Annotated in this window: 24 protein-coding genes; 19 read left to right on the top strand and 5 right to left on the bottom strand. The window is 66.7% G+C overall.

Going from position 1 to position 23,612, the window contains the following annotated elements:
- Positions 1 to 72: 72 nt before the first annotated feature.
- Positions 73 to 819 carry a 16S rRNA (uracil(1498)-N(3))-methyltransferase gene (locus BRAO375_RS32020; RefSeq protein WP_009031580.1) on the bottom strand — a complete coding sequence of 249 codons (747 nt, stop codon included), beginning with the start codon at positions 817 to 819 and terminating at the stop codon, positions 73 to 75.
- 216 nt (positions 820 to 1,035) lie between these two features.
- On the opposite strand from BRAO375_RS32020, the gene BRAO375_RS32015 reads away from it, so the two are divergent.
- From BRAO375_RS32015 to ubiA, 3 genes are all read left to right on the top strand, one after another.
- Positions 1,036 to 1,518, top strand: a complete 483-nt coding sequence (locus BRAO375_RS32015) for a hypothetical protein (protein ID WP_009031579.1) — start codon at positions 1,036 to 1,038, stop codon at positions 1,516 to 1,518.
- Positions 1,519 to 1,794: 276 nt separating this feature from the next.
- Positions 1,795 to 2,478: a hypothetical protein gene (locus BRAO375_RS32010; RefSeq protein ID WP_009031577.1), complete on the top strand. Its 684-nt coding sequence runs from the start codon at positions 1,795 to 1,797 to the stop codon at positions 2,476 to 2,478.
- Entirely contained in the window at positions 2,475 to 3,407 is a 933-nt protein-coding gene (gene ubiA, locus BRAO375_RS32005; protein ID WP_009031576.1) for a 4-hydroxybenzoate octaprenyltransferase, read from the top strand. The genes BRAO375_RS32010 and ubiA overlap by 4 nt, the downstream gene beginning before the upstream one ends.
- Here the strand turns inward: ubiA and BRAO375_RS32000 are convergent, their stop codons facing one another.
- A complete protein-coding gene (locus BRAO375_RS32000) occupies positions 3,408 to 3,932 on the bottom strand; it encodes a DUF6101 family protein (protein WP_009031575.1) in 525 nt (174 codons plus the stop codon).
- Positions 3,933 to 4,215: 283 nt separating this feature from the next.
- On the opposite strand from BRAO375_RS32000, the gene BRAO375_RS31995 reads away from it, so the two are divergent.
- The 6 genes from BRAO375_RS31995 to lpxK all read left to right on the top strand — a co-directional run bounded on the left by BRAO375_RS31995 (position 4,216) and on the right by lpxK (position 9,806).
- Positions 4,216 to 5,610: a TldD/PmbA family protein gene (locus tag BRAO375_RS31995; RefSeq protein WP_009031574.1), complete on the top strand. Its 1,395-nt coding sequence runs from the start codon at positions 4,216 to 4,218 to the stop codon at positions 5,608 to 5,610.
- Positions 5,611 to 5,665: 55 nt separating this feature from the next.
- Positions 5,666 to 6,412 (top strand): 3'(2'),5'-bisphosphate nucleotidase CysQ, encoded by a 747-nt coding sequence (locus tag BRAO375_RS31990; RefSeq protein WP_009031573.1) that lies wholly within the window; start codon positions 5,666 to 5,668, stop codon positions 6,410 to 6,412.
- 87 nt (positions 6,413 to 6,499) lie between these two features.
- Positions 6,500 to 6,739 (top strand): DUF4170 domain-containing protein, encoded by a 240-nt coding sequence (locus BRAO375_RS31985; RefSeq protein ID WP_009031572.1) that lies wholly within the window; start codon positions 6,500 to 6,502, stop codon positions 6,737 to 6,739.
- A gap of 17 nt (positions 6,740 to 6,756) precedes the next feature.
- Entirely contained in the window at positions 6,757 to 7,506 is a 750-nt protein-coding gene (locus BRAO375_RS31980) for a lysophospholipid acyltransferase family protein (protein ID WP_009031571.1), read from the top strand.
- Complete coding sequence (locus BRAO375_RS31975) at positions 7,499 to 8,806, top strand: 3-deoxy-D-manno-octulosonic acid transferase (RefSeq protein WP_009031570.1); 1,308 nt, start codon at positions 7,499 to 7,501, stop codon at positions 8,804 to 8,806. The genes BRAO375_RS31980 and BRAO375_RS31975 overlap by 8 nt, the downstream gene beginning before the upstream one ends.
- Positions 8,799 to 9,806, top strand: a complete 1,008-nt coding sequence (lpxK, locus tag BRAO375_RS31970; protein WP_009031569.1) for a tetraacyldisaccharide 4'-kinase — start codon at positions 8,799 to 8,801, stop codon at positions 9,804 to 9,806. Before BRAO375_RS31975 ends, lpxK begins: the two co-directional genes overlap by 8 nt.
- Before the next feature lie 203 nt (positions 9,807 to 10,009).
- Here the strand turns inward: lpxK and BRAO375_RS31965 are convergent, their stop codons facing one another.
- The gene (locus tag BRAO375_RS31965; RefSeq protein WP_035643273.1) at positions 10,010 to 10,237 is read right to left on the bottom strand and encodes a DUF2093 domain-containing protein; all 228 of its coding nucleotides are present in this window, start codon (positions 10,235 to 10,237) and stop codon (positions 10,010 to 10,012) included.
- 186 nt (positions 10,238 to 10,423) lie between these two features.
- Between BRAO375_RS31965 and BRAO375_RS31960 the strand changes: the two genes are divergently transcribed.
- The gene (locus BRAO375_RS31960; RefSeq protein WP_009031568.1) at positions 10,424 to 11,248 is read left to right on the top strand and encodes a dienelactone hydrolase family protein; all 825 of its coding nucleotides are present in this window, start codon (positions 10,424 to 10,426) and stop codon (positions 11,246 to 11,248) included.
- Positions 11,249 to 11,255: 7 nt separating this feature from the next.
- Here BRAO375_RS31960 and xseA read toward each other — a convergent pair whose 3' ends face one another.
- Positions 11,256 to 12,872, bottom strand: a complete 1,617-nt coding sequence (gene xseA, locus BRAO375_RS31955; protein ID WP_009031567.1) for an exodeoxyribonuclease VII large subunit — start codon at positions 12,870 to 12,872, stop codon at positions 11,256 to 11,258.
- Positions 12,873 to 13,023: 151 nt separating this feature from the next.
- Between xseA and BRAO375_RS31950 the strand changes: the two genes are divergently transcribed.
- The 9 genes from BRAO375_RS31950 to BRAO375_RS31910 all read left to right on the top strand — a co-directional run bounded on the left by BRAO375_RS31950 (position 13,024) and on the right by BRAO375_RS31910 (position 23,105).
- Complete coding sequence (locus BRAO375_RS31950) at positions 13,024 to 13,989, top strand: alpha/beta hydrolase (RefSeq protein ID WP_083842578.1); 966 nt, start codon at positions 13,024 to 13,026, stop codon at positions 13,987 to 13,989.
- A 14-nt stretch (positions 13,990 to 14,003) separates the two neighbouring features.
- On the top strand, positions 14,004 to 14,552 hold the full coding sequence (locus tag BRAO375_RS31945; protein ID WP_009031565.1) for a hypothetical protein: 549 nt from the start codon (positions 14,004 to 14,006) through the stop codon (positions 14,550 to 14,552).
- A gap of 5 nt (positions 14,553 to 14,557) precedes the next feature.
- Positions 14,558 to 14,872 (top strand): winged helix-turn-helix domain-containing protein, encoded by a 315-nt coding sequence (locus BRAO375_RS31940; RefSeq protein ID WP_009031564.1) that lies wholly within the window; start codon positions 14,558 to 14,560, stop codon positions 14,870 to 14,872.
- Between the two features lie 72 nt (positions 14,873 to 14,944).
- The gene (gene purD / locus BRAO375_RS31935; RefSeq protein ID WP_009031563.1) at positions 14,945 to 16,228 is read left to right on the top strand and encodes a phosphoribosylamine--glycine ligase; all 1,284 of its coding nucleotides are present in this window, start codon (positions 14,945 to 14,947) and stop codon (positions 16,226 to 16,228) included.
- 157 nt (positions 16,229 to 16,385) lie between these two features.
- A complete protein-coding gene (locus tag BRAO375_RS31930; protein WP_009031562.1) occupies positions 16,386 to 19,616 on the top strand; it encodes an adenylate/guanylate cyclase domain-containing protein in 3,231 nt (1,076 codons plus the stop codon).
- Positions 19,617 to 19,667: 51 nt separating this feature from the next.
- Positions 19,668 to 20,162 carry a hypothetical protein gene (locus tag BRAO375_RS31925; protein ID WP_009031561.1) on the top strand — a complete coding sequence of 165 codons (495 nt, stop codon included), beginning with the start codon at positions 19,668 to 19,670 and terminating at the stop codon, positions 20,160 to 20,162.
- Positions 20,159 to 20,860, top strand: coding sequence for a class I SAM-dependent methyltransferase (locus BRAO375_RS31920; RefSeq protein ID WP_009031560.1), 702 nt, complete (start codon positions 20,159 to 20,161; stop codon positions 20,858 to 20,860). Before BRAO375_RS31925 ends, BRAO375_RS31920 begins: the two co-directional genes overlap by 4 nt.
- 68 nt (positions 20,861 to 20,928) lie before the next feature.
- Positions 20,929 to 22,173, top strand: a complete 1,245-nt coding sequence (locus tag BRAO375_RS31915) for a cytochrome P450 (RefSeq protein WP_244423388.1) — start codon at positions 20,929 to 20,931, stop codon at positions 22,171 to 22,173.
- Between the two features lie 26 nt (positions 22,174 to 22,199).
- Positions 22,200 to 23,105: an alpha/beta fold hydrolase gene (locus BRAO375_RS31910; RefSeq protein ID WP_009031558.1), complete on the top strand. Its 906-nt coding sequence runs from the start codon at positions 22,200 to 22,202 to the stop codon at positions 23,103 to 23,105.
- Positions 23,106 to 23,107: 2 nt separating this feature from the next.
- On the opposite strand, the gene BRAO375_RS31905 is transcribed toward BRAO375_RS31910, so the two are convergent.
- Complete coding sequence (locus BRAO375_RS31905) at positions 23,108 to 23,554, bottom strand: nucleoside deaminase (RefSeq protein ID WP_083842577.1); 447 nt, start codon at positions 23,552 to 23,554, stop codon at positions 23,108 to 23,110.
- Positions 23,555 to 23,612 lie beyond the last annotated feature (58 nt).

Raw genomic sequence — 23,612 nt, 5'->3', positions numbered from 1 at the left:
CAGCCCCTTAGCATGCTCATTGCGCGGTTTCGACAGCGAATGGCCGTAGCACGCGACAATCGCCGGCAGGCCTTAACGCCTCAGCCAATCCCCCAGCGTGGCCTGCAGCAGCGCCAGCGCCGCCACGCCGGCCGTGTCGGCCCGGAGGATGCGCGGCCCGAGCGCCAGCCGGACCACGTGCGGCTGCCGCAGCAGGAGCTCGCGCTCCTCGGCAGCAAAGCCGCCTTCGGGACCGATCAGGAGATCAATGCCGCCGTGCTCGCCGAGGCCGCGCAGCGCCTGCACAGGGTCTGCGACGTCGGCCGCCTCGTCGCAGAACACCAGCAGCCGCGCATCCGGACGCTCGCGCAGGAAGCGCTCCAGCGGCACCGGGTCCTTCACCGCGGCCAGGCTCAGGATGCCGCACTGCTCGGCCGCCTCGATCACGTTGGCGCGCATCCGCTCGCCATTGATCCGCGACACCTGCGTGTGGCGGGTGACGACCGGCTGCAGCACAGCAGCGCCCATTTCGACGGCCTTTTGCACGATGTAATCGAGCCGTGCGTGCTTCAGCGGGGCAAACACGTAGGCAATGTCGGGGAGCCGGTCCTGCGGGCGGATGCGCTGCTGCACGGTCAGGAGATCCGCCCGCTTGCGGCCGGCAATCGTGGCTTGCCACTCGCCGTCACGGCCGTTGAAGACCAGCACCCGGTCGCCGGCGCCGAGGCGCAGCACGTTGCCGAGATAGTTGCTTTGATTGCGATCCAGCGGGACGGCGCCGCCTTCCAGCAAGGGAGCGTCGACGAACAGGCGCGGGGCGGTGAAGTCGTAGTCGGGCATGGCGCGCAGGCTATGAGGTCAAGGACGTTGCTTAGCGAACCGAGCGTCGGCCGGGAAGCCGGGGACGTTCGCGAGCGCACCGGCGATGGCCTGTTTTGGCCGTGCTGTCGACAGATTTTACCGTTTAGATGAGTTCCAAATTGGCGATTTTCACCCGGCGAATTCGGGATGGAGGCCTGACGCCGCGGCTTTGAGCCCTGGCGAGGAGAGACAGCCGTGATCAACAGACATTCCACCTGGGCCCTGTGGGCCCTTGCCGTAGCCATCGTGGTGCTGCCAACCGTGCCGGGCCATGCCGATGACAAGAGCGTTGGTGCATCGCAGCCGGCCAATCCAGCGGCCTCCAGCGGCTCCATGGTCGGCGGCTTTCGCCCGCCCGAGAGCTGCCTGAAGGAGTTCACGCCACTGCGCGACGAAGCCGCCCGCCGTGCCCAACTGCTCAAGATGACACCGGGACGTCGCTTCGCGCCCGGAGAAGCCTGCCGGCTGGTGCACGATTACGAGCTCGCCCAGACCAAGATGATCGAATACGCGGTCGCGCACGCCTCGACCTGCGGGATCCCGGCCAAGATCACCGATCAGCTCAAGGCGAATCACGAAAATACCCTCACCGTGATGCGGAAGGTCTGCACCGTGACCTGGAACACCGCACCGGCTGTCCGGTCGTTCACCTTGTCGGCCTTGGGAAGCGCGTCATGAGCCCGGGTCGGGGCGGGTGCTGGCCCGTTTCCTCAACCAGGGGGCGCTGATCACCGCTTTTCCGGACCTTACGCGAGGAGTGCAGATCAATAGCCTTGGGTTTACTGGCCTGAATCCGGACTTGAAACCGACCTGGAACCTGGGCTGCGTCCCTGCGCCGCGGAGGCGGGCAACTCCGCAGTTGTGCTGGGCGGGCGAGAATCGTAAAAGCCCCGGATTGGATCGCGCTTTCGTCCGGAAGTGTTGAGGATTCTTGGTCTTGCCGGAGAACCAGCCTTGATCACCCGCCATCCCGTCGTGCCGTTCGTCGTCGCTGCTCTCCTGCTGTCCGCTGGCCATGCGATGGCACAAGGCGCGTTTCCGGCACCGCTGCCGGGCCAGACTCAAACTCAGAGCAACGCGTCGCCGTTTCCGCCCATCAATGGCAATGCGCCCGCGCCTGCGCCGATGGCCGCGCCTGCCAACGCGTTTCCCCCGGCCGGCCCGGCGGCTTTCGGAGGAGGCGGCGGCGGTGGATTCGCGCCGCCGCAGGCGGCTGGCCCAGGCCCAGGCGAAAGCTGCATGAAGGAGTTCGTGCCGCTCCGTGAGGAGGCCGAGCGCCGGGGCAAGCTGATCCAGGCGGCGAGCAAGCGCAAGGCGACGCCGGTCGAGGCCTGCAAGCTGTTCAAGAGCTTCAGTCAGGCCGAGGTCAAGATGATCAAATACATCGAGGCCAACTCGGCACGCTGCGGCATTCCCGGCCAGATCGCCGAGCAGCTGAAGACCAATCACAAGGGTACCGAAGGCATTCAGCAGAAGGTCTGCACCGTCGCCGAGCAGATGCAGAAGGGCGGCGGCCCGGCCGCCGCGCCTGGTCTCAGCGACGTCCTCGGCACGTCGGCCGCCTTGCCCGAAGCCAACACGTCGAAGAAGGGCGGCTCGGCGTTCGACACCCTCACCGGCAACGTTCTCACCCGATGAGCGACACCGCCGTCCGCGTAGCTGACGCGACCGGCAACTGGGTCGACACGCTGGCGCCGGTCTGGAGCCGGCCCTATCTGCGGCTCGCCCGCTATGATCGCCCGATCGGATCCTGGCTGCTGTTGATGCCATGCTGGTGGTCGGCCGCGCTCGCCGCCGGCATCTCCGGCGACCTGTCGAGGCTTCCCGTCTGGGTCGGATTGTATTTCGTCGGTGCCTTCGCGATGCGCGGTGCGGGCTGCACCTGGAACGACATCACCGACCGCGATCTCGATGCCAAGGTGGAGCGCACGCGATCGCGGCCGATCCCGGCCGGACAGGTCGGCGTGAAACAGGCGCTTGCTTTCCTGGTGGTACAGGCCCTGGTCGGCCTGCTGGTGCTGCTGCAGTTCAACCGCTTCGCAATCGGCACTGGCATCGCCTCGCTGCTGATCGTCGCGATCTACCCGTTCATGAAGCGCATCACCTGGTGGCCGCAGACTGTCCTGGGGCTCGCCTTCTCGTGGGGCGCGTTGATGGGGTTTGCTGTCGCGTTCGGACGCCTCGATGCCACGGCGCTGCTGCTCTATGCGGGCTCGATCTGTTGGGTGATCGCCTATGACACGATCTACGCGCATCAGGACGCGGAGGACGACGCGCTCATCGGCATCAAGTCGACGGCGCGGCTGTTCGCCGAGCGCACGCATCTGGCGCTGGTCGTGTTCTACTCACTTGCGGTCGTGCTGATCGGAGCAGCTTTCGCCACGGCCCATGTGCATGTCGCGGCGTGGCTCGGCCTGGCCGGCTTTGCCGCGCATCTCGCCTGGCAGATCCGCCGGCTGAACACCGCGGATTCCGCGCTGTGCCTGCGGTTGTTCAAGTCGAACCGCGATGCAGGCCTGTTGTTGTTCGCGGCACTTCTGATCGATGCCGCGCTGCGTGCGACCTGATCAGGTCCGCGCGATGATCTCGCGCTCGCCACGATGGATCGAGGCTGGATTGAGCAGGTGACCGACGCGGCGGCGCATCAGGAAGCGCGGCCGGCGTGAACGAATGGCGTTGCGGCGTCGGCGCCGCGGCGCGGCGTCACGTTTCGGCTCTTGAAGCTGTGGCAGCGCGAAGGTCTCGCTCCACATCGCCCATGCGGTCACGATATCGTCCTGATCGTCGCTGACGCAGATCGGGATGCTCAGCGACGGGTCGCGGTGCAGCAGGATCAGCATCATCTGCGTGTCGTCGAGCTCGCGCAGCGCGATGCCGAGGAAATCGCTGACCCGGAGATTCACGGCCATGCGCATGCCGCTGACGGCACGGCGCAGCACCACGCGCTCCCGGTGCAATTCGATCTGCCGGATCCCGCCATCGGCACGGGTGTCGTGCGCGCTGTACGAGACGGGCAGGGAAAGAGGGTCGAGCCGCAGGGCGCGGCCCGACCCAGCGGAATTGCTTCCGCCTGTTGCTGTTTGACGCCTCACGGCCTGGTCTCCCCGCCGGGATTATGTTCCCGGTCGATGCGTGAGACCTTGCCACGCGAGCGGCCCGTATCAGCTTAAGAAGGCTGGTTAATCAGATCTCACGCATGATCTCCTTACCGTCATGATTGACAAGCGCTTGCCCCGCATGATTGACGAGACCTTGCCGATTTGCCGACAATCCGACGTGGTATCTGCCCTGCTGCTTGAAGTCGGCGTGATCAGGCCACATTTCGTCTGGATTGAGCCGTCTTCGCCGCCACCTGACATCGATCGGATCGTGTTCGTGACCTCTTCCTCAACAGCTGCCGCATCATCGCCTTCGGCCCATTCAGATCTGCTCGATCAGTCCGCCCTGAGAACGCTCGCCGAGCGCCTCGTCGAGGCGGCTAAGAAGGCCGGCGCCGATGCCGCCGATGCGATCGCGGTGCGCGGCATCTCGCAAGGCGTGGAGGTTCGTGACGGGCGCGTCGAGGAATCCGAGCGCTCCGAAGGCGATGACGTTGGGTTGCGCGTGCTGGTCGGCAAGCGCCAGGCGGTGGTGTCGACCAATGACGTCAGCGGTGACGGCGTGGCGCGGCTCGCCGAACGCGCGGTGGCGATGGCCCGCGTGGCGCCCGACGACAACTATGTCGGTCTCGCCGATCCGGCACTGCTCGCGCGTGACATTCCGGAGCTCGACCTGCTCGATCCGAAGATCCCCGGTACTGCGGAGCTGGAGCGGCGCGCGCAGGAGGCGGAGGCTGCAGCGCTCGCCGTGAAGGGCGTCACCAAATCCGGCGGCGCCTCGGCTTCGGCCGGAATCGGCGGCATGGTGCTGGTGACGAGCAGCGGCTTTCACGGCGCCTATCTGCGCTCGAGCCAGAGCATCTCGACGACCGCGATCTCCGGTGAAGGCACCGGCATGGAGCGTGACTACGACTACACAGCCGCGCCCCACGGTGCTGATCTGCTGGCGCCTGCCGCCGTCGGTCGCAGCGCCGGCGAGCGCGCCGTGGCGCGCGCCAATCCGCGCAAGGTTGCGACCTGCCAGGTGCCGGTGGTGTTCGATCCCCGCGTGTCTGGCTCCCTCGTCGGCCATCTCGTCGGCGCCATCAATGGTGCCTCGATCGCGCGCAAGACCAGCTTTCTCAAGGAAAAGCTTGGCGCGCAGCTGTTCGCCAAGGGCATTCGCATCATCGACGATCCCTTGCGCCCGCGCGGCCTGCGCTCGCAGCCCTTCGACGCCGAGGGCGTCAAGGTGAAGAAGACGGCGCTGGTTGATGACGGTGTGCTGACGACCTGGCTCTTGGACTCGGCCACGGCCCGCGAGCTCGGCATGGTGACGACCGGCCATGCGCATCGCGGCGTCTCGTCCTCGCCCTCGCCGGGCCCGTTCAACCTGCATCTCGAAGCCGGCGCCGTGACGCCCAAAGAGCTGATCTCCGACATCAAGCAGGGCTTCTACGTCACCGACCTGATCGGCTCCGGCGTCAACGGCGTCACCGGCGATTACAGCCGCGGCGCCTCCGGCTTCTGGATCGAGAACGGCGAGATCGGCTATGCCGTGAGCGAGGTGACCATCGCCGGTCATCTGTTCGAGATCTTCAAGTCGATGACCCCGGCCAGCGATCTGGAATTCCGCTATGGCGTCAATGCGCCGACGGTGCGCATCGAAGGGTTGACGCTTGGCGGACGGTGAGATCGAGACATCGAGCGAGACCAGCCTGGCGGATGCCGGGCTGCTGAAGGAGGCGGTGCGCGAGGCCGGCGAGCTGGCGCACGCGATGTTCGGCACCGAGCTGCGCAAATGGACCAAGGGCGCCTCCTCTCCGGTGTCCGAAGCCGACATGGCGGTCAACGCGCTGCTCGAGGACAGGCTGCGATCGGCAACACCGGAGTATGGCTGGCTGTCGGAGGAGAGCGCCGACGATCCGGCCCGGCTCGGCCGGCGGCGGGTCTGGATCGTCGATCCGATCGACGGCACGCGCTCCTATCTCGGCAACCGCAGCGACTGGTGCGTCAGCGTGGCGCTGGTGGAGGACAAGTCGCCGGTCCTGGCGGCGGTCTATGCGCCTGTCACCCGCGAATTCTTCTTTGCTGCGCGGGGACAGGGCACCCTGCTCAACGAGCAGCCGGTTCACGCCGCAAAGGGGACCGCACTCGATTTCGCGCGCGTCGCCGGTCCCAAACCGCTGGTCGAACGACTCGCGCAGTCGTCGCAGCGGATCGAGCTCCACCCGCGAATCGGCTCGCTGGCGCTGCGCCTGTGCCGTGTCGCGCATGGCGCGCTCGATGCCGCTTTTGCAGGCGGACAAAGCCGCGATTGGGATCTTGCGGCGGCTCATCTGATCGTGCAGGAAGCGGGCGGTAAAATGACCGCGTTGTCCGGCGAGACGATCCACTATAATCGTCCGGAAGTGGTGCACGGGGTGCTGGTGGCAGCGGGCCGCGACCGACATGCTGATATCGTCGCGCATTACCGCAGATTGCCGCCGGTCTGAACGCTTCCCGGCTGCACGGTCCGGGCTTCTCCCGCCCGGACTTCACTTTCGAGCTCGCCTGCAAGGCGTTGATTAGGAACGGACCCGATGACAGATAGCGCCTCGCAGCAGCTCCTTCACCTCGTGATCGGCGGCGAGCTGATCAACCTCGACAAGAACGAGTTCAAGGATCTCGACAAGGTGGACATCGTGGGCGTGTATCCGAACTATGCGGCAGCCCACGCCGCCTGGCGCGCCAAGGCCCAGATGACGGTCGACAACGCCCACATGCGCTATTTCATCGTTCACCTGCACCGGCTGCTCGATCCCGGTCAGGACGCGAAGTAAGACGCAAAGCTCTCGACTTGAAACATCTGATCCGCAATACGCTGCGCAGCGGCTGGTTCCAGCGCGCCGTCGGGTTCCTCGCGGCCGAGTACTTGCGCCTGGTGTGGCTCACCAACCGCTTCACCTTCGAGCCGCCTGAGGTCTACGAGATCGTCGAGCCGCAGATGCCGGCGATCTTCGCGTTCTGGCACGGCCAGCATCTGCTGACGCCGTTCATCCGGAACAAGCCAAGCTATCGCGCCAAGGTGCTGATCTCGAAGCATCGCGACGGCGAGTTCAACGCCATCGCCGCCGAGCGCCTCGGCATCGGAACCATTCGCGGCTCGGGCGATCATGGCGGCTCCTTCCACCGTAAAGGTGGGGTAGGGGCGTTCAGGGAGATGGTGCAGGCGCTCGAAGACAACTATAACGTGGCATCGACCGCCGATGTGCCGAAGCGCGCGCGGATTGCGGGTCTCGGCATCATCATGCTCGCGCGTGAGTCAGGACGTCCGATCATGCCCTTCGCAATGGTCACGAGCCGCTTCGTCCGCCTGAAGAATTGGGACAGCACCACCATCAATTTGCCATTCGGCCGCGGCGCATTGGTGGGAATCAAGGAAATCAGCGTGCCGCGCGATGCCGATGCTGCTGCCATGGAGCAGGCGCGCCTCGACCTCGAGGCGACGCTCAACGAGTGCATGCGCCGCGCCTATGAGATCGTCGGCCGTCCCGAGGCCTGCCCGCCGCCGGTGACGACAGCGACGTCGGGAGCGTCCAGTGGCTAGCCCGCTGCCGATGGCCCTGCGCGTCTACCGCGGGTTGTCCTCGGCGGCGGTGCCGCTTGCTCCGGCGCTGATCCGGCAGCGGCTCAAGCGTGGCAAGGAGGATCCGGAACGGAGCGACGAGCGGCGCGGCCTCAGCCACGACACCCGGCCGCAGGGACCGCTGGTCTGGATTCACGGCGCCAGCGTCGGCGAGGTGCTGGCGGCGGCGGCCTTGATCGAGCGGCTCCGCGCGCTCAACATCCGCATCCTCATCACCTCCGGCACCGTGACGTCGGCCGCGATCGTGGCCAAGCGCTTCCCGCCCGATGTCATCCATCAATACGTGCCCTACGATACCCCGCGCTTCGTCGAACGGTTCATCGATCATTGGCGGCCATCCCTGGGCCTCTTCATCGAATCCGACCTGTGGCCGAACCTGATCCTGGCCGGCGCCTCGCGGCGGGTGCCGATGGTCGTGATCAACGGCCGCATGTCGCAGCGCTCGTTCCCGCGCTGGCGCCGGATGGCCGGCACGATCTCCGCGCTGCTCGGTCGCTTCGATCTTTGCCTGACCCAGTCGCAAGCCGATGCCGACCGGTTCTCCGCGCTCGGCGCGCGCAACGTCATCACTACGGGCAATCTCAAGCTCGACGTGCCGGCGCCGCCCGCCGATGCGGCGAAGCTCGACCGGCTCACCGCGATGACCCGCGGCCGCCCGGTGATCGTCGCGGCCTCCACCCATCCCGGCGAGGAGGAGATCCTGATCGGGGCCCACAAGGCGTTGTCAGCGTCCTATCCGGCGCTGCTCACCGTCATCGTGCCGCGGCATCCGCATCGCGGTCCCGCCGTGGCCGAGCTCATCGCCGGCGCGGGCCTGCAAGGCGCGCTGCGCTCGCGCGAGGAGCAGCCGCTGGCCGGCACCGACATCTACGTTGCCGACACGATGGGCGAGCTCGGCCTGTTCTACCGGCTGGCGCCGATCGTGTTCATGGGCGGCTCGCTGGTCGAGCATGGCGGCCAGAATCCGATCGAGGCGGTGAAGCTCGGGGCGGCCATCGTGCACGGGCCGCATGTCTTCAACTTCACGGACGTCTACGAGGCGCTCGACAAGGCGGCCGGCGCGCGGCTCGCGCACGATCCGCAGGCGCTGGTGCGGCAGCTCCGTCAGTTGCTCGCCGAGCCCGAGGCCTGCGACACGCTGGTCGCGGCGGGGGCGCGCGTCGTCGACCAGCTCGGCGGCGCTCTGGACCGGACGATGGCCGCGCTCGAGCCGTATCTGCTGCAAGTCAGGCTGGAGATGGGAGCCGCCGGCGATGCGTGAGCCGGCCTTCTGGCATCGGCCTCCCTCCTGGCAATCGCGTCTGCTGTCCCCGCTCTCGATGCTGTACGGCGCCGTGGCCGCGCGCCGCATGGCGCAGACCGGCATCGATGCTGGCGTGCCCGTGATCTGCGTCGGCAACTACCATGTCGGCGGGGCCGGCAAGACGCCGACCGTGCTGGCGCTGACTGCAGTGTTGCGCGAGCTCGGCGAGCATCCGGTGGTGCTGAGCCGCGGCTATGGCGGCCGGCTGCCCGGGCCTGTCCCGGTCGATCCGGCCGCTCACGAAGCTGCCGATGTCGGCGACGAGCCGCTGATGATGGCCGCACATGTGCCCGTGGTGGTGTCGCGCGATCGGGCCGACGGCGTCGGGCTGGCGAAGGCGCAGGGCGCGTCCCTCATCCTGATGGATGATGGATTTCAGAATCCGTCGATCAGCAAGGATCTCGCGCTGATCGTGATCGATGGCGCGCGCGGGCTCGGCAACGGACAGGTGTTTCCAGCTGGGCCGTTGCGGGCACCATTGCCGCCGCAGCTGGCGCGGACGGATGCGTTGCTGGTGATAGGCCGCGGTGAGGCCGGGGAAGCGGTCGCTTCCCGCGTGGCGGCTGCTGGCAAGCCGGTATTCAGGGCGCAGCTGCAGCCGGATGCGCGCGTCGTTGCGGCACTCGCCGGCCGGCCCATCCTGGCCTTTGCCGGCATCGGCGATCCCCAGCGCTTCTTCAGGACCCTGCGGGCGAGCGGGCTCGAGATCAAGGCGGAGCGGGCGTTCCCCGATCACCACACCTACACCCGGGACGAGATCGAGGCGCTGGCGGAGACGGCCGCACGCGAGGCACTGACCCTGGTCACGACCGAGAAAGATCTCGCGCGGCTGCGCGTCCGTGGGGTGGATCAGCCGGCTCTCGCGCCGATCGCCTTTCCGGTGACGCTGCAGTTCGATGATGCGACAGCGGTGCGCACCTTGCTGACGCAACGGCTTTCTGTGGCGCGTGCGGATTAGACGAGCGTTTCCTCAGAGCCGGTTGTTTCCGAATCGAGTTCTCGCTATCTCCACCGCTGTCATGCTTCGCGAAAGCGGGGCATCCAGTACTCCGCGGCAGAAGAGATTCACCGAGGTGTCACGGCGTACTGGATCGTCCGCCGTCGCGGACGATGACAGCTCGGGTTACGTGATCAATGTGTCAGGACGTCGGAAACGGTCGTCTAGCCGTTCGCCTTGAGCGCGCCGGGATAGTGCCGCTGCAGGACGGCGCTCGGCACCGCATAGGCTTCCTGCAGGTCGACGCTCCAATACTTCAGCTCATCGAGCGGGATCCGCGCATCGGTGACCGCGCAGCGCACGTAGCTACCCGGCGAGATCACGCGGAAATCGCCATCCAGATACTGCACCTGCGCTTCCCCCTGACCCGAGGGACCGAACTTGTTGAGCACGTCCGCGATCTCCAATCCATGTACGCCACCGCCGTGCGCACAACCTGATGATGTCAGGTGATTTCAATAGCATAGATAGGGAGCACTGTCCTCTCCGCAAACCCACTGATTTGTGATGCGGCGGTCCGGAGGACCGTGCTAGCTAGGATTTTGGGTCTCCGCCGCTTGTCTCGTCCGGCTGGTTTGATGCGCTTCCTCGCCACCGTCGTTGTCTCTCTGCTCTGCGCCACGGCATCGCTGGCCGCTGCTGAGCCGTTGCCGACCGCGATCGAGATTCCCTCCGGCAGCTACGTGCTGCACGCCCAGCTCTATAAGCCAACCGGGCAGGGGCCCTTTCCCACCGTGATCGCGCTGCATGGCTGCGGCGGATTGGCCGGCCGCACCGAGCCGGTGCTGCCGCGCTATCGCGACTGGGCGGTGGACCTCGTCAAGGACGGCAAGGCGGTGTTGTTGCCGGACAGCTACGGCTCGCGTGGGCTCGGGCCGCAATGTCGCGTCAAGGAGCGCCGCATCAGCGGCCGGCGCGAGCGTGTCGCCGACATCGTGATCGCGCAGAAATGGCTGCTGCAGCAATCCTGGGCCATGCCCGACCGCATCAGCCTGGTCGGCTGGGCCAGCGGCGCCAGCGCGCTGCTCTGGGCGGTGCGTCCGCAACTGCCCGATCACGCCTCGCCGGACTTTCGTGCGGCCATCGCCTTCTATCCGGATTGCCGCGCCTCGTCCGGACTCGGCTGGAGCGCGCGCGTCCCGACGCTGATCCTGATCGGCGGTCTCGACGACGTCTATTCGCCTCCGGCGTGCCGGCAGATGATCGACGGCGCGCGTGGCCGCAGCGCGCTGACGCGCATCGTGGTCTATCCCGGGGCCTATCACGATTTCGATCGGCTCAATCTGCCGGTACATCAGGTCGCGGGCGCCGACGCCGCCGCGCCCGAGCGCGGCCATGTCGGCTCCGACCCCGAAGCGCGCGCTGATGCGCAGAAGCTCGTGGCTGATTGGCTGGCGCGCTGAGGCGTGGTCAGAACAGGCTGCCCTGATCGGCAGGGTCGGGCGTGCGCTTCGGCGCGGTCGGCTTGCTCTCCCGCGCCGGCTTTGGCGCAGCAGGGGCTGACGTCGGCACAGGGCTTCCGGCGCCGGCCGTCGCTGCGATCCGGCCGTCTGCAAATTCGAGCGACAGTGTCGCACCGGACTCGATGCCCGCGGCCTGATGCAACGGGTGGCCGGCCTCATCGCGCACCAAGGCGAAGCCGCGTGCCAGCACGCTGCGATAGGACAGCGCCGACAGCAATTGGCCCGCGTGGTCGGTTCGCGCCCGCAAGCGCAGGATCGATGTCGCCAGCGCACGGCTGGCGCGATCGGCCAGTCGCTCGGTGCGGTCGCGCTCGCGTGCGATGGCTTGGCGCTTGGCCTGCGCATAGGCCTGGCGCGAGGCCTTGAAGCGGGCGTCGAGCGCCTCGAAGCGCTCGCGCCGCCGGTGCAGCAGCGCCCGCGCCGACAGCGACAGCCGCTCGGACGACACGACCAGGCGATGGTCGGCCTGCGTGATCTGCCCATGCAGCACGCGCAGAGTGAGCTTGGCACTGGCCGCCGCGAACTGGCGGAAATGCACATGCGTGTTGGTCTTCAGCGCGCGGGGCAGGCTGGCCGCTGCAGCATCGAGCCGCTGCTGCGGGATGGCCAGCAGCTCGCTGGCACCGGGCAAAGCGCGCGCCGCGGCGCGCAGCTCGTTGCGGCGGCTCTCCTGGCCGCGCTGCCAGCAGACGCTGACACGGCGGGCGAGGCTCGCGACCTCCTGCATCAGCTCGCTGCGCACCGGCACCGCCATTTCGGCCGCAGCCGTCGGCGTCGGTGCGCGCTTGTCGGCGGCGAAATCGATCAGGGTGACGTCGGTCTCGTGGCCCACCGCCGAGATCAGCGGAATCATGCTGTCGGCTGCGGCGCGGACCACGATCTCCTCGTTGAACGACCAGAGATCCTCCAGCGAGCCGCCGCCGCGCGCGACGATCAGCACGTCGGGGCGTGGAATCAGCCCGTCCTCCGGCAGGTCGTTGAAGCCGCGGATCGCGGCGGCGACCTGCTCGGCCGAGCCGTCGCCCTGCACCTTGACCGGCCACACCAGCACACGGCGGGGGAAGCGGTCCTCCAGCCGATGCAGGATGTCGCGGATGACCGCGCCGGTCGGCGAGGTGACGACGCCGATCACCTCCGGCAGCCAGGGCAGGAGCTGCTTGCGCGCGGGATCGAACAGGCCCTCGGCGCCGAGCTTGCGCTTGCGCTCCTCCATCAGCGCCATCAGCGCTCCGATGCCGGCCGGCTCCAGCGCCTCGATGACGATCTGGTACTTCGAGGAGTTCGGATAGGTCGTGAGCTTGCCGGTCGCGATCACCTCCAGCCCCTCCTGGGGCTTGAAGCGCATCCGGCCGTGCACGCCCTTCCAGATCACCGCCTCGATCTTGGCGCTCTCGTCCTTGAGCGCGAAATAGCAATGGCCCGATGAATGGGGCCCGCGAAAACCGGTGATCTCGCCGCGCACGCGGACGTGGCCGAACTGGTCCTCGACTGTGCGCTTCAGCGCGGAGGACAGCTCGGTGACGGTGAATTCGGGCGCGTTGGGCAGGGCTTCCGCGGGCGGCATCGCTGGCTGATTCGGGTTTGGGAGCAGCCGCCAAGGTAGGGGCTTTCGGCCGCCTCCGCCAATCAAGCGGTTGTCTTTTCGATAACTCTGTTCTACAGAGTACTCTATAATTTCTTCGTTAGAGGGGGGAACGATGAGGGGCATCAAGATCATGGTTCGGCTGGTTCGCTGGGGCCTCGGCCTAGCGGGAGCGTTTGCATTGATCCTCGGCGTGATGCTCGCAACCCCGCTGGTGCATCCGCCCGAGCTGAAGTCGATCTCCGAGACGGTGGGCCGGGTCGACCGCAGCACCATGCCAGCCTTGCAGCGCTTCAGCGCCCGCGACGGCACCGAGCTCGCCTATCGCCACTACCCGGCGCGCGGCACGCCCATCGGCAAGACCGCCATCCTGGTTCACGGCTCCTCGGGCTCCAGCGTTGCCGCGCATGCGCTCGCCGACGGGCTTGCCGCACGCGGCATCGAAACCTTTGCCCCCGACATTCGCGGCCATGGCGGCTCCGGCACCCGCGGCGACATCGGCTATCTCGGCCAGCTCGAGAACGATCTCGCCGATCTCGTGGCCGAGGTCCGGAGGTCGGTGCCGACGCAGCCGATCGTGCTGCTCGGACATTCCGCCGGCGGCGGATTCGCGCTGCGCGCTGCCGGTTCTCCGATCCAGGACCTGTTCGCCCGCACCGTGCTGCTGTCGCCCTATCTCGGCTATGACGCGCCGACGAACCGAGACAATTCGGGCGGCTGGGCCAGCCCCGACATTCCGCGCATTCTCGCGCTCGGATTTCTGAACCGCCTTGGCTTGCCGTGCTGCGAGGCGTTGCCGGCGCTCGCATTCGCCGTCCGGCCGAATTCCGAGAAGTACGTCGTCCCGGCCTACAGCTATCGGCTGTTTCGCAATTTCGCGACCGCCGGCTACAAGGCCGATCTCACGGCTGCGAAGCATCCGGTCACCGTGATCGCCGGCGCCGACGACGAACTGATGCTTGCGGACAAATATGCCGACGCCGTGCATGCGGTCGCGCCGGCTGTTGACGTCAAGCTGGTCGCCGGCGTCAATCACATGGAGATCGTGTCGGCCCCTGCGGCCGTCGCCGCGATCGCCGAGGACGTGGCCACGCGCTAGAGGTTTCAACCCGCATGATCGACCGCCTGGAAGCCGCACGCGCGCTCGATGACATCGAGAACATCACCAGGCGCGTGCGCCAGTCGCAGATCTACCGGCTCTCCAGCCTGTTGATGATCCTGTGGGGCGCGCTGGTCGTCCTCGGCAACCTCGTGACCTATCTGACGCCGATCTACGCCGACAAGGCGTGGCTCTCGGTTTATGTGCTCGGGATCGCCGGATCGGTCGTGCTGGGCGCCACGGAGAAGGCGCGGTGGGGGATGGGCAGCTTCGACGTCAGGTCACTGCTCGCCTTCGTGATGTTCTTTGCCTTCGGCTTCTTCGTCGAGAGGATCGGCCATTTCGGGCCACGCGAGATGGGCGCGTTCTGGCCGATCTATTTCATGCTGTTCTACTGCCTCGCCGGCCTGTGGTTCGGCATCGCGTTCACGATCTTCGGGCTCTCCGTCATCGCGCTGACCCTGATCGGCTACGTCTTCATCGGCGCGGCGTTTCCGCTGTGGATGGCCGTCGTCAATGGCGTCGGCCTGATCCTCGGCGGCTTGTGGATGCGGCGGAGCTAGCGGCGTTGGCGGAGCTCGACGAGATCATCCACCAGCCGCTGCGGCTCAGGATCATGGCGGCGCTGAATGCCCTGCCGGCCGGCACCGGTCTCGAATTCGTCCGGCTCAAGAAGCTGACGGGCGCGACCGACGGCAATCTCGGCGCCCATATCGAGACGCTGGCCCGCGCCGGCTATGTCACCGTCGACAAGGCCTTCGTCGGCAAGAAGCCGCAGACCACGGTCACGCTGGCCGCCCCGGGCCGGGCCGCCTTCGTCCGCCACGTCGCCGGACTGCAGGAAATCATCGCCGGAGCCGCCGTCAAGCCGTCCGATCCCTGATTTGACTCTGCTGCGAGGGCCGGGCAATTGGGGCCTCCCAACTGGCCCACACCCCTTTGACGGCACGCGACGATGAATATCCTCCTGATTGGTTCCGGTGGCCGCGAGCACGCTCTCGCCTGGAAGATTGCCGGCTCCCCGCTGCTCACCAGGCTGTGGTGCGCCCCGGGCAACGCGGGCATCGCCAAGGAGGCGGAATGCGTCGCGCTCGACGTGACCAATCATGCCGACGTCATCGCCTTCTGCCAGGCGAACAAGGTCGATCTGGTGGTGGTTGGGCCGGAGACGCCGCTCGCGGCGGGCATCGTCGACGACGTCAGCGCCGCCGGCATCAAGATCTTCGGACCGAGCAAGCTCGCCGCCCAGCTCGAAGGCTCCAAGGGTTTCACCAAGGATCTCTGCGCCGAATACGGCATTCCGACCGGCGCCTATTGCCGCTTCGACAATGCGCCGGAGGCGCTGGCCTATGTCCGAGAGCACGGCGCGCCGATCGTCGTGAAGGCCGATGGGCTCGCGGCGGGCAAGGGCGTGGTCGTCGCCAAGACGCTGGCGGAGGCCGAGGACGCCGTGCGGATGATGTTCGACGGCGGCTTTGGCGTCGCCGGCGCCGAGGTCGTCATCGAGGAGTTTCTCGAGGGACGCGAGGTGTCGTTCTTCGCGCTCTGCGACGGCGAGACCGCGATTCCGCTGGCCTCCGCGCAGGACCACAAGCGGGTGTTCGATCACGATCAGGGGCCGAACACCGGCGGCATGGGCGCGTATTCGCCGACGCCGTTCGTGACGCAGGAGATTCATGACCAGATCATGAAACGCATCATCCTGCCGACCATCGACGGCATGAAGGCACGCGGCACGCCGTTCAAGGGCATTCTGTATGCCGGGCTGATGCTGACGGCGCAGGGCCCGAAACTGTTCGAATACAACGTCCGGTTCGGCGATCCGGAATGCCAGGTCCTGATGCTGCGCATGATGTCCGACCTAGTGCCAGCGATGCTGGCCGCCTGTGACGGGCAGTTGAAGAATTTCGATCTGCGCTGGTTTCCTGACGCAGCCGTCACCGTCGTCATGGCCGCCAAGGGCTATCCTGGCGACTACGCCAAGGGCAGCGTGATCGAAGGGCTCGATGAGGCCGCTGAGATCGCAGGCGTTGAAATCTTCCACGCGGGGACGGCCGTGAAGGATGGTTCGACCGTCGCCAATGGCGGCCGCGTGCTGAACGTCTGCGCCACCGGCAAGACGGTTACGGAGGCGCAGGCGCGCGCCTATGAGGCGGTCGACCGCATCCGCTGGGCCGACGGCTTCTGCCGCCGCGACATTGCCTGGCAGGCGTTGGCGCAGGAACGTGGCAACAGTTGAGACGCCGTTTCAGCGGTTCAATCCGCGAGGCGCGTGAGTTCCCAGATCGTCATCGCCTCGGTTCTGCCTTCGCACTATGTTTCCCGCGAAAATTGTGGCAGTTCCATAGTCTCATGCCGTAAGGCATGAGTCAGTTCCGCCGTGGAACGGAGGGGCCATGGAATGCGCGCGGTGCGGTAAGCAGAATCAGCCGGATAGGGCCTCGTGCGAACTCTGCGGCGAGCCGCTCGGCCTCAAATGCGAGGCGTGCAGTCAGACGAACAGCCGGTCGAATCGCTTCTGCGGCCAATGCGGCGCTCCGCTGCCGGGGCGGCTCGCGCCGTCCGATCAAACCACGCAACGCGTGCTGCGGACGCTGAGCAGCAAGGGCGGCGAGCGCAAGCGGCTGACCATCCTGTTTGCCGATATCCGTGATTCGACCCAGCTGATCGACAGTCTCGGCGACCCAGAGCTGGCGATGCAGCGGCTCGATCCCGTCCTCAACCTCATGAAGGAGGCGGTTCACCGCTACGACGGCGTCGTCAACAAGACGCAGGGCGACGGCGTCATGGCGCTGTTCGGGGCCCCGGTGCCGCACGAGGACCATGCCGTTCGCGGCTGTCTCGGCGCGCTGGCGATGCAGGACTCGATCGGCCGCCTCGGCGACCCGCATCTGCAGGTCCGGGTCGGACTGCACACCGGCGAGGTCATCGTCCAGGTCGTCGAAAACAGCATGTACCAGACCTACGACGCGGCTGGCGCCAACGTCCATCTGGCCAATCGTCTCGAGCACATGGCCGAGCCCGGGACGATCCTGATCAGCAAGGAGACCTACACCGGCGCGCGGCAGTTCGTCGAAGCCGAGCCGCTCGGCACGCACACCGTTCGCGGTATCGCCTCGCCGGTCTCGATCTACAGACTGATCGGTCGCCTGAACGCGCCGGCGAGCGACGTCTTCCGCAGCGGCCAGCGGCTGCTGCCGCTGATCGGACGCAGGGCCCAGCTCGATGTGCTCGAACGCGAGCTCGACAACGTGCTGGCGGCGCGCGGCGCCGTTGTCGGCATCGTCGGCGAAGCCGGCATCGGCAAGAGCCGGCTATGCTTCGAGTTCGCCGAGCACTGCCGCCGCCAGGGCATTCGCGTCTACGAGGCGCGCGTGCTGGCGCATGGCCGCACGACGCCATTCCAGCCCGTGCTGGAGCTGTTGCGCGATTTCTTCGGCATCAGGCCGAAGGAGCCGGTCGAGGTGTCGCGGCAGCGCGTGGTCGAGAAGCTCGAGGCCATCGGCCTGCCGGACACGGCCCTCGTGCTGCTGCTCGACTTCATGAGCCTCGCCGATCCGACGCGCCCTGCGCTGCGGCTCGATCCCGGCGTGTTCAAGACCCGCCTCTTGAACGTCTTCAGGATGCTGTTCCGCGCGGCGCCGGCCGATGGCGGCACGATGATCATGATCGAGGATCTGCATTGGATCGACGAGGCGAGCGAGGAGTTCGTCGAGGCGCTTGCGGAAGCCACCATCGGCACCAAGACGCTGCTGGTGGTGAACTACAGGCCCGGCTTCGCCGCGTCGTTCATGCAGCGCGCGGCGTTCCACGAGCTGCACATCGTTCCGCTCGCCTCGGCCGAGGCGCGCGAACTGCTGCGCGGCGTGTTCGGCGATGATCCCTCGCTGCAGACGCTGGCCGGCGACATCGTCGAGCGTGCACAGGGTAATCCGTTCTTCCTCGAGGAGCTGGCCAGCGCGGTCTCCGAGAGCGGCGGCTTCGAAGGCGAGCGCGGTGCTTACCGTCTCAAGGGAGGCATCAATGCGATTCCGCTGCCGCCGACGGTGCATGCGGTCGTGGCGGCGCGCATCGACCGGCTCAGCGAGACCGCAAAGAACGTGCTGGAGACGGCGGCCGTGATTGGCCGCTCGGTGGCGCTTGCCGTTCTCAAGCCGGTGACGGGGCTTGCCGACGCCGAGCTGTTCGACGCGCTGGCCCAATTGCGACAAGCCGATCTTCTCTATGATCTGCCGCCGTTCGATCTCGGCGTGCTCGCCTTCCGCCATCCGCTGATCCAGGAGGTGGCTTATTCGATGCAGCTGCGGTCACGGCTCAGCACCGTCCACGCCGCCGTTGCCAAGGCGATCGAGGCGCTCGATTGGGGGACACAGGACGAGTTCGCCGCACTGATCGCCTCGCATTATGAGTTCGCCGGTCAGACGATCCACGCCGTCGAGCATCTGCAGCGCGCTGCGCGCTGGATCGGCCGCACCAACACGGCTGAGGCACTCCGGCTGTGGAAGAAGATCAGGGCCATGCTCCAGGCGCAGCCGGAGTCGGAGCATGTCGAGCGCCTGCGCTCGCTCGCCAGCGCTCAGATCCTCAACTTCGGATGGCGCGAGGGCATCTCCGCGGAGGAGGTCAAGCCGTTCGCGGAAGAGGCGCTGCGCTATGCCCGCTCCTCTGACAAGATGCATGAGCCGCTCGTGCTCGGCGCCTACGGTCGGGTGCTGGCCTCTACGGGCGCGGCCGACGACTACGTCAATCTGGTGCAGAATGCCGTCAAGCTGACATCCGACGAGGGCGATGTCGGCCGCTATGCGACCGTCAACGCCATGCTGTCACAGGCCTATTTGCTGTCGGGTCGGGTCCGGGAGGCGCTTGCCGCCGCCGACACGGCCCAGGAGGCCATCGCGCGGCAGAGCGGCTTTGACAGCAATGTGACACTTGGCCTGAACCCTAACCAGATCATGGGATTCGATGTCGAATACTGGATCAAATGCCTGAGGGCCCGCATCCTCCTTCAGCTCGGTCGGCTTGGAGAGCTGCAGATTCAGCTGGCCGAGCTGCTGGAAACGCCGCAAGACCGGGCGGCTCCCGTCGTGCGGTTCATTCCTCATTTCGCGGCGATTGAGCTCGCCCGATATCAAGGAAGCGCGGAAGACGCCGCGATGCATTCGGCCGAGCTGCACCAGATCGCCGAAGCAGCGGGCATGCCCTATCTTCGAGTCCAGGCGTTGGCGGCCGCAGGCATAGCCCGGGCCATCGCGGGTGATGTCACTCACGCCGCCTACGATTTTCGCGAGGCGATCGACTATGCGCGCCGAGCCAGGGCGGGAATGGAATTCGAGGCCCGGATGTTGGGCGACCTGGCCGACGTGCTGTTTCGTGCAGGCGATCTGCAGGGCGCCTTGGCGGTTTCGCACGAGGCGATCAGCGTGGCCCGCCGACGAACGGATCGCATTGGCGAGCTGTATGCGTTGTTGCTGCGATGCCGGATCCGCACCTCGGATTCAGACCTGCGCGACGATGCGGAAGCGTCTCAATCGCTCCTTGAGGCCGAGCACTTGCTGGAGGTTTCCGGTGCCGAGATCTACAGGCCGATGTTGATAGATTGCCGGTCCTCCCTTGAAGGTACTAGATGACCCGTGCACTAATACGGCTTTCCATGAATCATTTTTTGGGAGGCTGGGCGCATGGGAATGATGATCAAGGACAGTACGACACTTGATATTCTCGTACAGTTGAACAGGCGTTTTGAGGCCGAGGCCCTGCACGAAATGGTCGAGTTGCAGCGCGAGTTCGGCGTCTTTTCACTTCAGCACGGTTTGCAGCAGTCATTCGCTTTGCTCGGCATCGTACCGCACGATTGGACTGAGCGGCGGCGTTGGTATCGTTTCCTGGAACATCTCCGAAGCTATCCGTCGGATCTCGCTGGCGTGAATGGCCATGACCGGGTCATCAGGGCCTTCAAGGACGATCTGGAGTCGGAAAAGGCCTTGCCGGTTTCGATCGTCTGCCATTCGGCCGCTCAGGATCCGCGAGTGACGGTGTCGCATGGTCGTCCCGTGGTGTTCTCGCTCGAGACCCATGTCATCGTGTCGATTCCCACCACGCCCGGGCGGGAGGCGCGTCAGAATATCGCCGAGGAGGCGCGCGCGCGGCGTGTCCAGAAGCGCGGCAAGAAATGAGCGCGACCGCGGGCGGCGTCGACGAGCCTCGCCGATCTCCTCTCGACGCCATCTGCTCCGACGTCGATGCCTATTACTCCGCCTGCGTCGCGCGTCATGGCGCGACGCCGCGTGGCGTCGACTGGTCGTGCGAGGCGACGCAGGGCCTGCGCTTCGTGCAGCTGATGAAGCTGTGCGATGGGTCGGAGCCGTTCAGCCTCAATGACATCGGCTGCGGCTATGGCGCGCTGGTGCCGTTTCTGGCGGCACGCTTTGCGTCCTGCGAGATCGACTATCTCGGCATCGACCTGTCGCGCGCCATGATCAGCCGCGCGCGCCGCCGCTTTGCCGGCCCGCAGCGGCGCTTCGTCGTCGCTTCGGAAAGTCCGCGCGTCGCCGACTATTCGGTCGCCTCCGGCATCATGAACGTCAATGTCGGCTATGCGCGCGAGGCCTGGGAGGATTACGTCAAGGCCATGCTGGAGCGCATGTTTGCGACCAGCCGGCGCGGCTTCGCCGTCAATTTCATGCGGACCGTCCCCGACCAGGAGCCGGAGAGCGATCCGGCTGCGAGGCGGCTTTATCGCACCACGCCGGATGTTTGGGCCGCCCATTGCGAGCAGGCCTTTGCGGCGCAGGTCGAGGTCCTCGGCAATTACGGCATGAAGGAATTTACGCTCCTGGTACGTCGAACGCCTCCGGCCAGTTCCTCGCACTGATGTCGACTCCGCGGTCGTCTGCTTCGCGAGTTGCGCGATCGAGTGCCATCATTGAGCGGGCTGTCGACGTGCTGATCTCTGCGCGAGGTCACGCGAGCCCCGCGCGGCTGGAGCGCGCCTGTGCGTTGCTGCGCGAGCGTGCGCCGTTGCATTGGGTCGAACGTCCGGGCGTGCGCCCGTTCTGGGCCGTCACGCGCTACGCGGATATCGTGTCCATGGAGACGCGCAACGGACTGTTCGCGGCGGGACCGCGGACCTACCTCGCGAGCGAGACGTCCGAAGCCGTGCTGCAGCGGGTCACCGGCAAGCCGCAGCTCGTGCGCAGCCTGACCGAGATGGATCCGCCCGATCACGGCCTGTATCGCGGCATTCTTCAGAACGCCTTTGCGCCGCCGGCCCTGCGCGAGATGGAAGCCTGGTTGGCGCGATGGGCCGCTGAGATCATCGATCGCGTGGCCGCCCGCGGCGGTGTCTGCGATTTCGCCCGTGACGTGGCGGTGCCGTTCACGTTCCGGATCATCGGCCGCATGCTCGGCACGCCCGAAGCGGACGACGCGCGGCTGGCGCGCCTGGCACAGGCCTTCGTCGGCGCCGAGGACCCGCAGCGGCGCCTGGCGGAGGCGCCCGGCGACACCATGCGCATGGCCATGCTGGCGCTGCGCGATTATTTCGAAGCGGTCGCCGCCGATCGCCGCGCCCAACCGCGTGACGACCTCGCCACGCTGATCGTGCATGCCGAGCCGCATGGCCGGACAATGCCGCACTACGAGCTCATCTCCTATTTCATCCTGCTGGTGACGGCGGGCCACGACACCACAGCGCTCGCGCTCGCCGGCGGCCTGGAGGCGTTGCTCGCGGAGCCCGATCAGTTTGCGCGGCTGCGGGCAGAGCCGGATCTCCTCGACAGCGCCATCGAGGAGATGCTGCGTTGGACCACGCCGGTGCGCCACTTCATGCGGACGGCGCTGTGTGACACCGAGGTTGGCGGCCAGCTCATTCGTGAAGGCGAGGCTCTGGCGCTGTTCTTCCATTCCGCCAATCGCGACGAAGCTGTGTTCCGCGATGCGGGCGTCTTCCAGATCGATCGGGCTCCTAACCCACATATCGCCTTCGGCCGCGGGCCGCACATCTGCATGGGATTGCAGCTGGCGCGAATGCAGATGCGTGCGATGTTCGCGGAACTGCTGCGCCGCACGGAGCGGATCGAGCGCGCGGGTCGCGTGCGTCGCGTGCAGTCGCAGTTCATGAGCGGCGTCGGCGCGCTCCCCGTCCGTCTCTCGCTTTGCGCATCCGGCCGGCCGGCAGTAGCATAGCGCGCGATCATTGCCGTGAGGCTGACATGTCCGATCTCGCCGACCTGTTCCCAGGCTACGCGTCCGAATGGATCAACACCGCGTCGGGCCGGATCTTTGCGCGCGTCGGCGGCAGCGGCCCGCCGCTGCTGTTGTTGCACGGCTTCTCCGAGACGCATGTGATGTGGCACCGCGTGGCGCCTGATCTCGCCGATCGCTTCACGCTGATCATCGCGGACCTGCCGGGCTACGGCTGGTCCGACATGCCCGACAGCGATCCGGATCATACGCCCTACACCAAGCGCGCGATGGCCAACGCCATCATCGAAGCGATGGAGCAACTCGGTCACGTGCACTTCGCGCTCGCCGGCCACGATCGCGGCGGGCGCGTCGCGTACCGCCTCGCGCTCGATCATCCCGGCCGGCTATCGAAGCTTGCCGTTCTCGATATACTCCCGACCTACGAGTATTGGGAGCGCATGAACCGCGCCTATGCGCTGAAGATCTATCATTGGGCCTTCCTCGCCCAGCCCGCGCCGTTGCCGGAGACGCTGATCGCAGCTTCGGGCGAATTCTTTCTGAAGCAGAAGATGGCGAGCCAGACCAAGACGAAGACGCTGGACGCCATCGACCCTCGCGCGCTTCACCATTATCTTGCGCCGTTCCGCGACCCCGCCCGTATCCATGCGATGTGCGAGGACTATCGTGCCGGTGCCTATGCCGACTACGAGATCGACAAGGCCGATCTCGATGCGGGCAGGAAGATCACCATTCCGATGCTGGCGCTGTGGGGCGATGCCGGGATCGCCAGCGCGGCGGCAACGCCGCTCGACACGTGGCGGAGATGGGCGACCAACGTCCGCGGCGCGCCGGTCGATTCCGGGCATTTCCTCACCGAGGAGAATCCGGCCGAGACGGCGCGGCTGTTGCGGGAGTTCTTTCTGAGCGAGTGACATCAGCGCCGTGCCTGGAAGAACTCCTTGAGCATCTGTGCCGCCTGCTGCTCGCCGACCGCCGAATACACCTCCGGCACATGGTGACAGGTCGGTGATGCGAAGAAGCGCACGCCTGAGTCGACGGCGCCGCCCTTGGGATCGGCGGCCCCGTAATACAGCCGGCGGATGCGGGCGAAGGAGATGGCGCCGGCGCACATCGTGCACGGCTCCAGCGTCACGTAGAGGTCGCAGTCGACCAGCCGCTCGCTGCCGATTGCCTGGGCGGCCTGGCGAAGCGCCAGGATCTCGGCGTGGGCGGTGGGGTCGCGGTCGGTCAGGGTGCGGTTGGCGGCGCTGGCTATGACCTCGCCGTTCCGGACCACGACGCAGCCGATCGGCACCTCGCCGGAAATTGCGGCCGATTCGGCCGCTTTAAGGGCCAAATCCATGAAAGAAGGACCGTTCATGGCTCGTCACGCCCGCCCAAGTCTGCTACTGGATCGCCCTTCAGCACAACCGGACCCC

Source organism: Bradyrhizobium sp. ORS 375 (genome assembly GCF_000239775.1).
Classification (GTDB): Bacteria; Pseudomonadota; Alphaproteobacteria; order Rhizobiales; family Xanthobacteraceae; genus Bradyrhizobium.
The sequence above is the reverse complement of the archived record's forward strand: the minus strand, read 5'-3'. Positions and strand labels throughout refer to the sequence as shown.